The 13,996-nt window shown below is 68.7% G+C and carries 12 protein-coding genes; 9 read left to right on the top strand and 3 right to left on the bottom strand.

The features are described from left to right. Window positions 1–57 precede the first annotated feature (57 nt). From U6958_RS25150 to cydX, 6 genes are all read left to right on the top strand, one after another. Complete coding sequence (locus U6958_RS25150) at window positions 58–1,017, top strand: nitronate monooxygenase family protein (RefSeq protein ID WP_012204314.1); 960 nt, start codon at window positions 58–60, stop codon at window positions 1,015–1,017. Window positions 1,018–1,309: 292 nt separating this feature from the next. Continuing rightward, a complete protein-coding gene (cydD, locus tag U6958_RS25145) occupies window positions 1,310–2,950 on the top strand; it encodes a thiol reductant ABC exporter subunit CydD (protein WP_074923088.1) in 1,641 nt (546 codons plus the stop codon). Continuing rightward, on the top strand, window positions 2,947–4,632 hold the full coding sequence (locus U6958_RS25140; protein ID WP_074923089.1) for an amino acid ABC transporter ATP-binding/permease protein: 1,686 nt from the start codon (window positions 2,947–2,949) through the stop codon (window positions 4,630–4,632). The genes cydD and U6958_RS25140 overlap by 4 nt, the downstream gene beginning before the upstream one ends. 41 nt (window positions 4,633–4,673) lie before the next feature. Next, the gene (locus U6958_RS25135) at window positions 4,674–6,260 is read left to right on the top strand and encodes a cytochrome ubiquinol oxidase subunit I (protein ID WP_074923090.1); all 1,587 of its coding nucleotides are present in this window, start codon (window positions 4,674–4,676) and stop codon (window positions 6,258–6,260) included. An 18-nt stretch (window positions 6,261–6,278) separates the two neighbouring features. Further along, entirely contained in the window at window positions 6,279–7,430 is a 1,152-nt protein-coding gene (gene cydB, locus U6958_RS25130) for a cytochrome d ubiquinol oxidase subunit II (protein WP_016450182.1), read from the top strand. Window positions 7,431–7,479: 49 nt separating this feature from the next. Next, complete coding sequence (gene cydX / locus U6958_RS25125; RefSeq protein WP_012204319.1) at window positions 7,480–7,605, top strand: cytochrome bd-I oxidase subunit CydX; 126 nt, start codon at window positions 7,480–7,482, stop codon at window positions 7,603–7,605. Window positions 7,606–7,804: 199 nt separating this feature from the next. Here cydX and U6958_RS25120 read toward each other — a convergent pair whose 3' ends face one another. Next, window positions 7,805–8,401, bottom strand: a complete 597-nt coding sequence (locus U6958_RS25120; protein WP_026062606.1) for a GbsR/MarR family transcriptional regulator — start codon at window positions 8,399–8,401, stop codon at window positions 7,805–7,807. A gap of 175 nt (window positions 8,402–8,576) precedes the next feature. Between U6958_RS25120 and U6958_RS25115 the strand changes: the two genes are divergently transcribed. After that, window positions 8,577–9,734 (top strand): acyltransferase, encoded by a 1,158-nt coding sequence (locus tag U6958_RS25115; RefSeq protein ID WP_047325757.1) that lies wholly within the window; start codon window positions 8,577–8,579, stop codon window positions 9,732–9,734. A 73-nt stretch (window positions 9,735–9,807) separates the two neighbouring features. Here the strand turns inward: U6958_RS25115 and rnk are convergent, their stop codons facing one another. Next, a complete protein-coding gene (gene rnk / locus U6958_RS25110) occupies window positions 9,808–10,212 on the bottom strand; it encodes a nucleoside diphosphate kinase regulator (protein WP_026062607.1) in 405 nt (134 codons plus the stop codon). A gap of 294 nt (window positions 10,213–10,506) precedes the next feature. On the opposite strand from rnk, the gene U6958_RS25105 reads away from it, so the two are divergent. Further along, complete coding sequence (locus U6958_RS25105; RefSeq protein ID WP_074923091.1) at window positions 10,507–11,649, top strand: PA0069 family radical SAM protein; 1,143 nt, start codon at window positions 10,507–10,509, stop codon at window positions 11,647–11,649. 73 nt (window positions 11,650–11,722) lie between these two features. Here U6958_RS25105 and U6958_RS25100 read toward each other — a convergent pair whose 3' ends face one another. Then, a complete protein-coding gene (locus U6958_RS25100) occupies window positions 11,723–12,655 on the bottom strand; it encodes a LysR family transcriptional regulator (RefSeq protein WP_074923092.1) in 933 nt (310 codons plus the stop codon). A gap of 142 nt (window positions 12,656–12,797) precedes the next feature. On the opposite strand from U6958_RS25100, the gene U6958_RS25095 reads away from it, so the two are divergent. Further along, window positions 12,798–13,988, top strand: coding sequence for a porin (locus U6958_RS25095; RefSeq protein ID WP_244160515.1), 1,191 nt, complete (start codon window positions 12,798–12,800; stop codon window positions 13,986–13,988). Window positions 13,989–13,996: the final 8 nt, after the last annotated feature.

The raw sequence follows: 13,996 nt of genomic DNA, 5'->3' as shown, positions 1-13,996 counted from the left end.
CCGCAAGGCACAACGCAGACAGCAGACAGAGATACCGAGAACCAACGGAGACAACGCATGTCCAAGCTTCCCCCGGCGCTGAAGAAACTGGCCCTGCCAGTGATCGGCTCGCCGCTGTTCATCATCAGCAACCCCAAGCTCGTGATCGCCCAGTGCCAGGCCGGCATCGTGGGTTCCATGCCCGCGCTCAACGCGCGCCCGGCCGAGCAGCTCGAAGACTGGCTGGCCGAGATCACCGAGACCCTGGCCGCCTGGGACAAGGCCCATCCGGACCGGCCCTCGGCGCCGTTCGCCATCAACCAGATCGTGCACAAGAGCAATGACCGGCTCGAGCACGACATGCAGATGTGCGCCAAGTACAAGGTGCCCATCGTCATCACCAGCCTGGGTGCGCGCGAGGACGTGAACCAGGCCGTGCACAGCTGGGGCGGCGTGGTGCTGCACGACATCATCAACAACAAGTTCGCGCACAAGGCCATCGAAAAGGGGGCCGACGGCCTGATTGCCGTGGCGGCGGGCGCGGGAGGCCATGCGGGTGTCAAGAGCCCGTTCGCGCTGATCCAGGAGATCCGCGAATGGTTCGACGGCCCCGTGGCGCTGTCGGGCTCCATCGCCTCGGGCGGTGCCATCCTCGCGGCCCAGGCCATGGGTGCGGACTTCGCCTATATCGGCTCGGCCTTCATCGCCACGCATGAGGCGCGTGCGCACGACGCCTACAAGCAGGCCATCGTGGACGGCACGTCCGACGACATCGTCTACAGCAACCTGTTCACGGGCGTGCACGGCAACTACCTGGCGCCGTCCATCCGCGCGGCTGGCCTGGACCCCGACAACCTGCCCGAGTCGGACCCCAGCAAGATGAACTTCGGCGGCGACGCCAAGAAGGCCTGGAAGGACATCTGGGGCTGCGGCCAGGGCATTGGCGCCATTCGCGAAGTCACGGGTGCGGGCGAGCTGGTGGAGCGTCTCAAGCGTGAATACAACCAGGCGCGCGACCGCCTGCTGTCCACCCCGTAAGGTCGGCAGAGCCCAGGACGGGCTCTTCTCCTACTCTGCCAGACGGCGCCTTCGGGCGCCGTTTTCTTTGGGTATTACCCACGCTGTGCGGGTCCGGTCCTCGAAGTTGTTTGCGCAAAACCCCTTGCGCACGCTTGACTGCTTCACTCGGCTTCCCCCTACGAGCGACTTGCCTGGAGCAAGTTTGTTTAGAATTCTTTGCGTAATTTCAGTAAATACTGAAATTACAGAATAAATGAACAAACCTTGTACCCCGTCATTGCCTGAGTTCCACCAGCTGGCGCGTCGTCCGATGGCGGGTACGGGGCGCCTGGTGCTGGCCTCGCTGCTGTGGCTGCCCCAGGCGCTGCTGCTGGCGTTGGCCGTGCAGTCCATGGCCGATGGCGCGGGCAGAGAGCCGCTGTGGCCAATGTGGCAGCTCGCGGCCGGCGTGGCACTGCTGGGCGGGTTGCGCGCCTGGTGCGATGCCAGCGGCACACGCCGCGCCAATCTGCAGGCACGCAGCCTGGTGAGCGCGCTGCGCGCGCAGGTGCTGCGCACGCTGGCGGGCACCTCGCCGCTGGACCGCCAGCGCGCGGCCTCGGGCCAGGCGGCCAGCGCCATGGCCGAGCAGGCCGAGGCCATCGTGCCCTGGCTGTCGCGCTACCAGACCGCCATGTGGCGCGTGCGCACCGTGCCGCTGGTGATTGCGCTGGCCGTGGCCAGCCAGAGCTGGGTGGTGGCGCTGATCCTGGTGGTGGCCGCGCCGCTGATCCCGCTGTTCATGGCCATCGTCGGCTGGCGCGCCAAGGCGGCCAGCCAGGCGCAGATGGTGGAGCTGGGCGGCATGAACGCCTTCCTGCTCGACCGCCTGCGCGGCCTGTCCACCCTGCGCTCCCTGGGCGCGGTGGATGCCACGGCGCAGCGGCTGCGCGCCAATGCCGAATCCCTGCGCGAACGCAGCATGCGCGTGCTGCGCATCGCCTTTCTGTCCTCTGCGGTGCTGGAGCTGTTCTCGGCCCTGGGCGTGGCCATGGTGGCCGTGTACGTGGGCTTTCACCTGCTGGGCCATCTGCCCTTTGGCAGCTGGGGCCAGACACTGAGCCTGGGCCAGGCGCTGTTCGTGCTGCTGCTGGCGCCCAGCTTCTTCGATCCCCTGCGTGAGCTGTCTGCCGTCTGGCACGACCGTGCCAGCGGCGAGGCCGCACTGCAGGCCCTGGGCGAGCTGGGCCGCGATGCGCAGCCGCTGCCCGGCGCGCTGAGTGCGCCCGGCAGGGCGGCCGGCCAGGCCTGCGCCCTGCACCTGGAGCAGGTGCGGCCCCAGGCGCCAGGCGGCGCGGTCACGCTGCCGGCGCTCACGCTGGACGTGCGGCCTGGCGAGCATGTGGCGCTGTGGAGCCCCAGCGGCAGCGGCAAGTCGCTGTTGCTGGCGCAGATTGCTGGCCTGCTGCCGGTGGCCGAGCCTGGGCGCATCCATATCGACGGCCAGCTGCTCGACGGCGAATCGGCCGGCCGGCTGCGCGCGCGCATGGCCTGGATGGGGCAGAGCCCGCATGTGTTCGCCGGCTCGGTGGCCGAAAACCTCCGGCTGGGCCGCGCGGGATTCACCTTCGGCGAACTGCGCCAGGCCCTGCGGCTGGCCGGTCTGGGCAAGCTGGCCGAGACCCGGCCCGGCGCTACGCTGGGCGAGGGCGGAGCCGGCCTGTCGGGCGGGGAGATCGTGCGCCTGGCACTGGCGCGCCTGGCCCTGTCGCGCGATGCAGGCCTGCTGCTGGTCGATGAACCCACGGCCCACCTGGACCCGGCCACGGCCGCCCAGGTCACCGATGCCCTGCTGCAACTGGCACGCGGGCGCACGCTGATCGTCGCCACCCACGATGCCGAGCTGGCCGCCGCCATGCACCGCGTGGTGGAGCTGGCGGGCCATGCCGCCCCGCAGGAGCTGGCCGCATGAAGCCCCGCTCCACCCTCCGGCCCGTGCTTGCCGCCCTGGCGCGCATGGCGCCCCGCCGCCTGTGGCTGGGCGGCGCGCTGCTGGCCCTGCTCACGGTGCTCATGGGCATGGCGCTGCTGGGCCTGTCGGGCTGGTTCATCACGGCCACGGCGCTGGCCGGGCTGGTGCCGGCCACGGCCATCGTCTTCGACGTCTTCATGCCCTCGGCCGGCATCCGCCTGCTGGCCCTGGGCCGCACGGGCACCCGCTATGCCGAACGGCTGGTCACCCATGACGCCACCCTGGCCGTGCTGGCCGCCCTGCGCGAGCGGCTGCTGCGCAGCTGGGCCACTCCCGCCGCCGCCCTGAGCCTGCGCCTGCGGCCCGCACGCCTGCTGCAGCGGCTGACGGCCGACGTGGATGCGCTGGACAGCCTGTACCTGCGCCTGTTCGTGCCCTTGCTGGCCGCCACGGGTGCCACGCTGGTGGCCGCCCTTGCGCTGGGACTGATGCGCTGGTGGCTGGGCCTGGCCTTGGCTGCGTGGCTGCTGGCCACGGGCCTGGGCAGCGCCCTGTGGCTGGCCCGCAGTGCGCGCCGGCCCGCCGTGCGCCGCGCGCTGGCGCTGGAGTCCCTGCGCGCCCGCACGGCCGACCTGGTGGCCGGGCAGGCGGAGCTGGCCATGGCCGGCACCCTGGCCGCGCATTGCGAACGCATTGCCGCCCTGGACGCCCGCGTGGCCGAGGCCGACGCCGCACTCCACGGCCTGGAGGCCCGAACTTCCTTCGTGCAAGGCCTGTGCGGCGCCCTGGCCCTGGCCGGTGTGCTGCTGGGCGTAGGCTGGCTGGCCGAGGCCGGCCTGCTGGGCGCCCCCGTGGCTGCGCTGGCCCTGTTGCTGGCGCTGACGGCCATGGAGCCCTTTGCGGCATTGCGCCGTGGCGCGCTGGAGGCCGGCCGCAGCTGGCTGGCCGCGCGCCGGCTGGCGCCCGCCCTGCGCGATGGCGCTGCGCAAGGCGCCTGCGAACCGGCTGTGCCCAGGCAGGGCTTGGCGGTTGAGCTGGAGCAGGTCGTGGCACCCCGTGCCGCCGTGCTGGTCCAGGACATCCGTATCGCCGAAGGCGAGCGTGTCGCCCTGCTGGGCGCCAGCGGCGCGGGCAAGACCACGCTGCTGTCCCTGATGGCCGGCGAGCTCCAGCCGCTGGCCGGCGCCGTGCGTGCCCGGCGCTGCACCTGGATGACGCAGCGCACCGAACTGTTCGAGGACAGCCTGCGCGACAACCTTTTGCTGGCCTGCCCCCAGGCCGCCGAGGACACGCTGTGGGCGGCGCTGGAAGTCGCCGGGCTGGCCGGCGATGTGCGCGCCATGGCGCAGGGCCTGGACACGCGGCTGGGCGAGGGCGGGCTGGGCCTGTCCGGCGGCCAGGCACGGCGCCTGGCGCTGGCGCGGCTGCTGCTGAGCCCCGCGCGCTGCTGGCTGCTGGACGAAGTGACCGAAGGCCTGGATGCACGCACGGCCGCCGACCTGCTGGTGCGGCTGGACAGTGCAGCCCGGGGCCGCACCCTGGTGCTGGCCACCCACAAGCTGCGGGAGGCGCAACTGGCCGACCGGCTGCTGTGGGTGGAGCAGGGCCGCGTGGTGTCCGAGGCGCTGCGCGGCACACCGCCGTTCGAGGCGGCCCTGGCGCGCCTGCGGCAGGACGGCTGATCAAGGATTTCACCAAGTACCCCGAGAGAAAGGATCTCACCATGGACCTCGACATCGTCGATCTATCGCGGCTGCAGTTCGCGGTAACGGCGCTCTACCACTTCCTGTTCGTGCCGCTGACCATCGGCCTGGCCGTGATCATCGCCATCATGGAGACCGTCTTCGTGATGACGGGCCGCACCATCTGGCGCGACATGACGAAGTTCTGGGGCACGTTGTTCGGCATCAACTTCGCCATGGGCGTGGCCACGGGCATCGTGATGGAGTTCCAGTTCGGCATGAACTGGAGCTACTACAGCCACTACGTGGGCGACATCTTCGGCGCGCCGCTGGCCATCGAGGGGCTGATGGCCTTCTTCCTGGAAGCCACCTTCGTGGGGCTGTTCTTCTTCGGCTGGGACCGCCTGAGCAAGGTCGGCCATCTGGTGACCACCTGGTGCGTGGCCCTGGGCTCGAACTTCTCGGCGCTGTGGATCCTGATCGCCAACGGCTGGATGCAAAACCCCGTGGGCGCGGCGTTCAACCCGCAGACCATGCGCATGGAGGTCACCGACTTCTTCGCGGTGCTGACCAACCCCGTGGCCCAGGCCAAGTTCGTGCACACGGTCTCGGCAGGCTATGTGACGGCGGCCATCTTCGTGCTGGGCGTCTCGGCCTGGTATCTGCTCAAGGGCCGGCACGTCCAGCTGGCGCGCCGCTCCATGACGGTGGCCACCTCGTTCGGCCTGGCCGCCGCGCTGTCGGTGGTGGTGCTGGGCGATGAAAGCGGCTACCTGTCGTCGGAGCACCAGAAGATGAAGCTGGCCGCCATCGAGGCCATGTGGGACACCGAGCCCGCACCGGCCGCCTTCACGGCCTTCGGCTTTCCCAACAAGGCCGCACGGGAGACGCACTACGCCGTTCACATTCCCTGGGTCATGGGCCTGATCGGCACGCGCTCGCTGACCACCGAGATCCCCGGCATCAACGACCTGGTCCAGCGCACCGAGCAGTACATCCGCAACGGCATCGAGGCCTATGGCGCGCTGGAGGCCATCCGCGCCGCCGGCCCCACGGGCCAGGTGCCGGCCGAGGCCAAGGCCGTCTTCGAGGACAAGGGCGGGCAACTGGGCTACGCGCTGCTGCTCAAGCGCTACGTGGACGACCCGCGCCAGGCCACGGACGCGCAGATCGCCCAGGCCGCCTGGGACACCGTGCCGGCCGTGGGGCCGCTGTTCTGGGCCTTCCGCATCATGGTGGGCCTGGGCATGTTCTTCATCGCGCTCACGGCGGCCTTCTTCTGGCTGTCGGTGCGGCGCAGGCTGGACGCCCATCCGTGGATGCTCAAGCTGGCCGTGATCGCCATTCCCCTGCCTTGGATTGCGGCCGAGTGCGGCTGGATCGTGGCCGAGGTGGGCCGCCAGCCCTGGATCATCGAAGGCGTGCTGCCCACGGCGCTGGCCGTCTCCAACCTGGGCGCGGGCACGCTGCTGCTGACGATTGCAGGCTTCATCGCCATCTACTCCGTGCTCTTCGTCATCGAGATGAAGCTCATGGTGAAGGCCATCCGCAAGGGACCGCAGGAGGAAAGCGCACCGCACCTGACCACCTACTTCCCTCTGATGCAAAAACTCGCCCGCGGGCAATGACCAAGGGAGATTGTCACCATGATTCTTCACGAACTGATCAGCTACGACGTCCTGCGCCTGCTGTGGTGGGGCCTGCTGGGCGTGCTGCTCATCGCCTTTGCCGTCACCGATGGCTTTGACCTGGGCGCTGCCGCGCTGCTGCCGCTGGCGGCCAGGACCGACGTGGAGCGCCGCGTCGTCATCAACTCTCTGGGCCCGGTCTGGGAAGGCAACCAGGTCTGGCTCATCCTGGGCGGCGGCGCCATCTTTGCGGCCTGGCCGCAGCTGTACGCGGTCTCGTTCTCGGGCTTTTACCTGGCCATGTTCGCGGCCCTGGTGGCGCTGATCCTGCGGCCCGTGGCCTTCAAGTTCCGCAGCAAGCGCGAGGAGCCGGCCTGGCGCGCGCGCTGGGATGCCGTGCTGTGCATGGCCGGCGTGGTGCCCGCGCTGATCTTCGGCGTGGCCCTGGGCAATGTGCTGCAGGGCGTGCCCTTCCGCCTGGCGCCCGACATGCGCATCTACTACGAGGGCACGTTCTTCGGCCTGCTCAACCCGTTTGCGCTGCTGGCCGGCCTGGTCTCGCTGTGCATGCTGCTCATGCATGGTGCGTCCTGGCTGGTGTTCAAGACCGAGGGCGATGTGGCCGCGCGCGCGCGCCGCCTCGGCATGGTGGCGGCCGTCGCCACCACGGTGCTGTTCGCGGCGGCCGGCGTGTGGCTGGCCGCGCTCAACGGCTACCGCATCACCAGCGAGGTCAACACCACCGGACCGTCCAACCCGCTGTTCAAGACGGCTGCGCTGCAGGCGGGCGCCTGGTTTGCCAACTACCAGGCCCGGCCCGTGCTCTGGGCCGTGCCGGCCATCGGCCTGCTGATGCCGCTGCTGGCGGCGCTGGGCCTGTGGCTGCGCCGCGAGTGGTTGGCCCTGCTGTCCAGCGGCCTGGGCATTGCCGGCATCATCGCCAGCGTGGGGGCGTCCATGTTCCCGTTCATCCTGCCCTCTTCGCTGAACCCGCAGCACAGCCTCACGGTCTGGGACTCTTCGTCCAGCCATGTGACGCTGTTCATCATGCTGGTGTGCGCGCTGATCTTCGTGCCCCTCATCGTGGCCTACACCAGCTGGGTCTACAGCGTGCTGCGCGGCAAGGTCGACCCGATGGCCATCATCGAGGGCCGCGGCCACTCGTACTGATCCACCGAATCAAGCAACGACATTCAACGTCAAGAAAGGACACAACACCATGTGGTACTTCGCCTGGTTGCTCGGCCTGCCGCTGGCGGCCGCCTTCGCGGTGCTCAACGCGATGTGGTACGAACTGATGGACGACGAGGCCACGCGCCGCGAACTCCTGGCCCGGGAGAAATAAAGCTCCCCCTGAGGCGCTTCGCGCCTTCCCCCTCTCTCTTCGGGAGGGGGACGACACCCTCGCTGCGGGGGCGGCCCTTGCTCGGTGTCCCTCGCTTTGGGCTACGCCAGTTTTTGCACGCGCTTACCGCCAATGAAGCATTGCTGTAAATACGATGAGCTCCCTCGGGAGCTCATTTTTGTACGCAGGCTTGCCAGGTTCAATCGTCGGTGTCATCCGCCTTGGCGCGGCCCTTGCCGCCCGTGATGCGGTCCTTCAGATCCAGCAGCCGCGTCACGGCCGTGCCCATGCCCATGAGCTGCATGGCGGTCTCGGGCGACAGGCGCTGCACGTCGTCGAACCAGTTCATGAGCCGGTCGATCAGCTCGTACATGTCGCGCATGCGCTGCTGGGCGTAGCGTTCCTCTTCGGTGGTGACTTCCTCCAGCATGGCGGCGCGCAGCATGGACTGGGTGGGCTCGATCTCGCGGCGGCGGCGTTCCTCGGCCAGGCGGCGGAAGATTTCCCAGACATCCTGCGGCGCCTCGAAATACTCGCGCCGGTCGCCGGGCTGGTGGCGCAATTGCACCAGGCGCCAGGCCTGCAATTCCTTGAGCCCCATGCTCACGTTGGAGCGCGAGAACTCCAGCGTCTCGGCGATCTGGTCGGCATTGAGCGGCTCGGGCGAAAGAAACAGCAGAGCGTAGATCTGGCCTACCGTGCGGTTGATGCCCCAGCGGCTGCCCATCTCGCCGAAGTGCGAGACGAACTGCCGGTTCAACGCCGGAAGAGGTTTGGGTTGCGTCATGGCATGCATTGTGCCCTCGCGTGCCGGCATGTCCTGTGCGGCTTGGAAAGCGGTGCGTCAGCTTTCTGCAAGACGCGGTCAAAAGGCGCACAATGGCGCCTTTGCGGGCTTGCGGCCAGGCGGCCCGGGCCCAGCGCCTCCCGCTTCCCGCTTCCCGACCCGTTCGCAGATTGCATATTGCCCCATGTCCCACGCTAGCCGCAGTGCGCTGATCGACTGCACCAAGGGCTTGGCCTGTGCCGCCATCGTCTGGCACCACCTGGCCTTCTACGGCCCCATGTCCGATATCGCCCATCCGGCCGCGCCGGACCTCATCGACTGGCTCTATGAATATGCGCGCATGGCCGTGCAGATCTTCCTGGTGCTGGGCGGCTACCTGGCGGCAGCCAGCATGGCGCCGCAAGGCCACGGCCAGCACAGCGATCCGTGGTCGCGCATCGGGCGCCGCTTCGTGCGCCTGGTCGTGCCCTACGCCGTGGCCCTGGTCGTGGCCGTCGTCGTCTCGGCGGCCGTGCGGCCCTGGTTCGACCATGCCTCTGTCTCCGGCGAGCCCGATCTCTGGCAGCTGGTGGCGCATGCGCTGCTGCTGCAGAACATCGTGGGCGAGGAGTCGCTGTCCGCCGGCGTCTGGTACGTGTCCATCGACTTCCAGCTGTTTGCGCTGACGGCGCTGCTGCTGGCCGGCACGCGCTGGGGCGGCGCCTTGCTGCGCCGCCGCTTCGGTGGCCAGGCGCTGTCGCGCTGCTGGCCCTGGACGCTGAGCGTGGCGCAGGCGCTGGTGGTGATCGGCGTGGCGGCCTCGCTGCTGGGCTTCAATCTGGATGCGCAATGGGATGTGTGGGCGCCGTACTTCTTTGGCGCCTACGGCCTGGGCATGCTGGCCTACTGGGCCGCGCATGCGGACAAGTCCTCGACGGCCTGGAGCTGGTCCCTGCTGATCGTGGCCCTGGTCGTGGCGGCGCTGGCACTGGAGTGGCGCGACCGCATCGCACTGGCCGGTGCCACGGCGCTGGTCCTGGTCGCGGCCATGCGCAGCCCCGCGTTTGCCCAGGCACAAGGCTGGGCGCCGCTGCGCCGGCTGGGCAAGATTTCGTACTCGGTGTTTCTCGTGCACTTCTCGGTCTGCCTGCTGGTCAACGCCGTGGAAAGCCATTTCTGGCCGCAGTCCATTCCCGCCGCCCTGCTGGGCATGTGCACGGCCTTTGTGCTGTCGATTGCGGCCGGCCATCTGCTGTACGAGCGCGTGGAGCGCCACGTTCCCAGCTGGCACATGGCGTTGCGCTGGCAGGCGGGCCTGGTGGGCACCGGCCTGATCGCGGCATTTGTGGCGGGCCTGCGCTGAGGTGCGGTGCGTCAGTCCACAAACAACAAAGGCAGCCGGTGAGCTGCCTTTTTCGCTTCACGCCGGTCGGCGTTCAACGGTGCAGCTCGCCTGCGCTTTCCGGCTGGAACTCGATGGCATCCACGCGCACGGTGACCTGGCCCGAGGGGCCGGGCATGCGGGACTGGTCGCCCACGCTCAGGCCCAGCAGGGCAATGCCCACGGGCGCGAACACCGACACCTTGTCGGCGCTGCCATCCATCTCCTTGGGATAGACCAGCGTCAGCGTATTGGTCTTGCCCGACTCCAGCAGCGTGAAGCGCACCGTGGAATTCATGGTCACCACGTTGGGCGGCATTTCCTTGGGCTCGAGCACGTCGGCACGGTCCAGCTCGGCCTCGAGCGCCTCGCGGCCGGGAAAGGCGGGCTGCTTGTCCAGCAGGGCCTCGATGCGTTCCAGGTCCAGGGACGAAAGAATGATGTGGGGCTTGCGCTCCATGGTGTTGGCTCCCTTGTGTGCTTGCGCCGTGGCTGCAGTGAAGGGCAGCGGCGCCCAAACGGACAAAAGCCCGGGCAACGCGGTTGTCCGGGCCAAGGCATCTTCAGAAAAGAGAAAAGCACCAAGTTGGTGCGATAAGGCCATTGTGCAGGCCCGTGCGCGTTCTGCCAAGCGAACCCGCACGGTGCGGTGCGGATTGGCGCGGGCACTTGCCAAGCCGGCAAAACCCACTTCGCAACCGCAGGCATGCGGGGAGTGCTTGTTGGTATGACTGTATTTTTATACAGTTACTTCATGCTTTCCAGTCCTCCCACGCCTCATCACGACACGGCCCGGGTGCCCCTGCACGCCATCAAGGGCCGGGGCGCAGCCAGCCAACTGGCACACCGCTTCACCACCGATCCGCGCGAGGCGTTTGACGACGGCTGGGGCAGTCTTGAGGCGCCGGCCGAAGGCGAGGAAGCCGCGCCCCTGCGCACCGAACTGCGCTGGGAGCAGGCCCGCTCGGCGCTGAGCCGCCACCAGTCGCCCGACCTGCCGTTTCACATGGGGCTCAATCCCTACCGGGGCTGCGAGCATGGCTGCATCTATTGCTATGCCCGTCCCACGCACAGCTACCTGGGCTGGTCGCCGGGGCTGGACTTCGAGACCCGGCTCATCGCCAAGCAGAACCTGCCCGAGCTGCTGCGCGCCGAGCTGTCGCGCGCCAGCCATGTGGCCGAGCCCGTGATGCTGGGCTCGGTCACCGACTGCTACCAGCCCATAGAGCGCGAGCTGGGGCTGACGCGCCGCCTGATCGAAGTGCTGGCCGAGGCGCGCCACCCGTTTTCCATCGTCACCAAGGGCAGCGGGGTGGAGCGTGACCTGGACCTGCTGGCCCCGCTGGCGCGCCAGGGCCTGGCCTCGGTGCACATCACGCTGACCACGCTGGATGCCGACCTGGCCCGCCACCTGGAGCCGCGCGCCGCCGCGCCGCACCGCCGGCTGCGCAGCATCCGCGCGCTGACCGAGGCGGGCGTGCCCGTGGGCGTGAGCCTGGCACCGCAGATTCCCTTCATCAACGAAGACCTGGAGAAGGTGCTGGAGGCGGCCGCCGACGCAGGCGCGCGCCACGCCTTCTATGCCGTGCTGCGCCTGCCCTGGGAAGTGGCGCCGCTGTTCGAGCAATGGCTGCAGGTGCACTACCCCGACCGCGCCCGCCGCGTGATGGAGCGCGTGCGCGACCTGCACGGCATCCAGGGCGAGCAGCGCGAGGCCGGCCGCGTCTACAACGCCGAGTTCGGCCAGCGCATGAAAGGTATCGGCCACTGGGCCGAGCTGCTGCGCCAGCGCTTCGCCCTGGCCTGCCGCCGTCACGGGCTCAACCGCGAGCCACTGCGGCTCGATTGCAGTCTCTACCACCCGTCGCTTTTGCTGCCGCAGCGCAGTCTGTTCTGAAACGGCCCTTTTGAGCGTGCAGGGCGGCTGCCAGTGGCGAGCGCAAGCCCACCATGCCACAGCCCACACCAGCTCAATGTCCCACGCCCGGGGCGAGCCGGTCCAGGCTGGCACCGGCATCGCGGATCAGGGAGCGCAGCCAGGCGATGGCCGGATCTCGCTCCTGGTGCTTGTGCCATTGCAACAATTCCGTGAACCGGGGAATCTCCACCGGGCACTGCAGCACCTGCAGCGCAAAGCGCCGCGCCATGTGCTGCGCCAGGCGAGTGGGCAGTGTGGCAATGCGCTGCGTGCCCACGAGCAGCTCCGGCAGCAGGGTGAAGTTGGGGGCGATCACTTCCTGGCGGCGGCTGCGCTTGCCGGTGGACATCAGCCGCGCGTCGAACGTGGTGCGCCTGCCGCCACCCCATTCCACGCCGATGTGGGCCGCATCGAAATACCGTGCCGGCGTCAGCGGGCCGTCGAGTAGCGGGCTGTCCGCGCAGACGAGGCAGGAGAAGCCATCTTCGAACAAAGGCTCGAAGGGGTGGCCTGCCACTTTCGCGAATTCGGGGGCGATCAGCAGCTCGGCCTCTCCGCTGTCCAGATGTTCGGGCGTCTGCGGGCTGATGGCGCGCAGGTCGAACTGCATCAGCGGCGCCAGGGTGGCGGCCCGTCGCACCACCTGTGTCAGCAGCACGCTGATCACGTAGTCGGAGGACTCTATGGTGAAGCGCCGCTGCGAGGTGGCCGGATCGAAGGAGGGCCGGGCATGCGCGATGGTCTGGATCTGCAGCAGCACGTCGCGCACGGGCTTGGCCAGCTCGTTGGCCAGCGGCGTGGGCACCAGGGTCTTGCCCACTGAAACCAGCAGCTCGTCCTTGAAGTAGTCGCGCAGCCGCCCCAGCGCAAGGCTGGTCGCGGGCTGGCTCAGGAAAAGCCGCTCGGCGGACTTGCTCACGCTGTGCGTGGCCAACAGGGCGTCGAGGACAACCAGCAGGTTCAGGTCGAGCTTGTGAAAGCGCATGGCGCGTCTCCGTATTTGCTGTGCAAATGGATTGAATTTAAACAATAAATTTTACGTATGTCTTCCCGAGGTCGATCATCCGCTCCGGACCCGCAAAACCACAGGCGCTTCCATGCAGGGCGCATCCATTTCGGAGACATACATGTTCGGATTGCCTACACGACGCGAATCGGGCGATGGACCACGCCCTCTTTTCCCTGACGCTCGCGTGCGCAGCGGCCTGTGCCTGATGGCGGGCCTGTGCGGCGCCGGCACGGGGCTGCCGGAAGCTGCCCAGTCCCAGCCGGTGACGCAGGCCCAAACCCAAACCCAAGCCCAAACCCAGGGGCAGCCATTGACATCGAGCCTGACCTTGTCGGGCCTGTTGGGCGCCGGCGTGCTCTATACCCGGGATTCGGAAGGTGGCGGCAAGTTGCAGCAGACGGGCACCCATGCGGCGCCCTCCATCGCGCTGTCGGGGCGCGAGTCGTTGGGAGGCGGTCTGTCGGCCATCTTCCGCTGGAGCCAGTACGTATTCACCGATACGGGGACCATGGCGCCACTGGAGAGCTATGTGGGCCTGACTTCGGCCACCTGGGGAAGCTTCACGATGGGGGCGATGTACGACCTGCTGGCCGACGCCGTGCCCTTCACCTCGGAGCGGTTCACCTCGCTGCTGGCCACCCATCCAGGCAATCTGGACCGCACGGTAGGCACGGCACTGAACAACACGCTCAAGTACAAGTCCCCCGTGCGCGGCGGCTGGCAGTTCGGCGCGATGTACGGCGCGGCGGAGCGGGATTCAGCCACCCACACGGGGCGGGTGGTGGGCGCCCAACTGGGCTACACCGATGGCCCCTTGCAGGCGGTGGCCATCTGGGAATCGGTCAAGGGCGTTCCCTACGCGCCCGGGCTGAGGCTGGGCGTGCCGCGGCTGTACGGCCAGGACTTCAGCCAGGCGCCGGCCACGGCGATCTCCCAGGACCAGGAGACCGGTACGGCGGGCCTGGCCTACACCCGCGATGGCTGGCGCTGGATGGGCAACTACAGCCATACGCGCCTGTCGGCCCTGGGCCGGCGTGAGCGGGCGCAGACCCTGGATCTGGGCTTCTACAAATATGTGACGCCGGCGCTGCGCGTGGGCGGCGGCTATGCGTTCACGCGGCTGGCCTCCTACCGCTGGAGCCAGGCGCACGCCCATGCCGACTACGCGCTGTCGCGGCGAACCAGCCTGTATGTGCTGGGCGTGGTGCAGCAGGCCGGGGAGGGGCAAAAGGCCGTGATGCGCAATCAGGCTCCGGCCTCGGGGCGGCGCCAACTGGCGCTGGAAGTGGGCGTGACGCACGCCTTCTAGGCCGGTGG

Origin of the sequence: Delftia lacustris (assembly GCF_040267515.1) — a bacterium.
GTDB classification, from domain to species: Bacteria; Pseudomonadota; Gammaproteobacteria; order Burkholderiales; family Burkholderiaceae_C; genus Comamonas; species Comamonas tsuruhatensis.
Note: the sequence above shows the minus strand (reverse complement) of the source record. Positions and strands in the feature narration are given on the sequence as shown.

What these genes read in the sequence shown, in the direction of transcription:
- U6958_RS25095 (WP_244160515.1), top strand. Translation starts at nt 12,798, where the DNA reads ATGTTCGGATTGCCTACACGACGCGAATCGGGCGATGGACCACGCCCT.
- cydB (WP_016450182.1), top strand. Translation starts at nt 6,279, where the DNA reads ATGATTCTTCACGAACTGATCAGCTACGACGTCCTGCGCCTGCTGTGG.
- U6958_RS25115 (WP_047325757.1), top strand. Translation starts at nt 8,577, where the DNA reads ATGTCCCACGCTAGCCGCAGTGCGCTGATCGACTGCACCAAGGGCTTG.
- U6958_RS25135 (WP_074923090.1), top strand. Translation starts at nt 4,674, where the DNA reads ATGGACCTCGACATCGTCGATCTATCGCGGCTGCAGTTCGCGGTAACG.
- U6958_RS25140 (WP_074923089.1), top strand. Translation starts at nt 2,947, where the DNA reads ATGAAGCCCCGCTCCACCCTCCGGCCCGTGCTTGCCGCCCTGGCGCGC.
- rnk (WP_026062607.1), bottom strand. Translation starts at nt 10,212, where the DNA reads ATGGAGCGCAAGCCCCACATCATTCTTTCGTCCCTGGACCTGGAACGC.
- U6958_RS25150 (WP_012204314.1), top strand. Translation starts at nt 58, where the DNA reads ATGTCCAAGCTTCCCCCGGCGCTGAAGAAACTGGCCCTGCCAGTGATC.
- U6958_RS25120 (WP_026062606.1), bottom strand. Translation starts at nt 8,401, where the DNA reads ATGCATGCCATGACGCAACCCAAACCTCTTCCGGCGTTGAACCGGCAG.
- cydX (WP_012204319.1), top strand. Translation starts at nt 7,480, where the DNA reads ATGTGGTACTTCGCCTGGTTGCTCGGCCTGCCGCTGGCGGCCGCCTTC.
- cydD (WP_074923088.1), top strand. Translation starts at nt 1,310, where the DNA reads ATGGCGGGTACGGGGCGCCTGGTGCTGGCCTCGCTGCTGTGGCTGCCC.
- U6958_RS25105 (WP_074923091.1), top strand. Translation starts at nt 10,507, where the DNA reads ATGCTTTCCAGTCCTCCCACGCCTCATCACGACACGGCCCGGGTGCCC.
- U6958_RS25100 (WP_074923092.1), bottom strand. Translation starts at nt 12,655, where the DNA reads ATGCGCTTTCACAAGCTCGACCTGAACCTGCTGGTTGTCCTCGACGCC.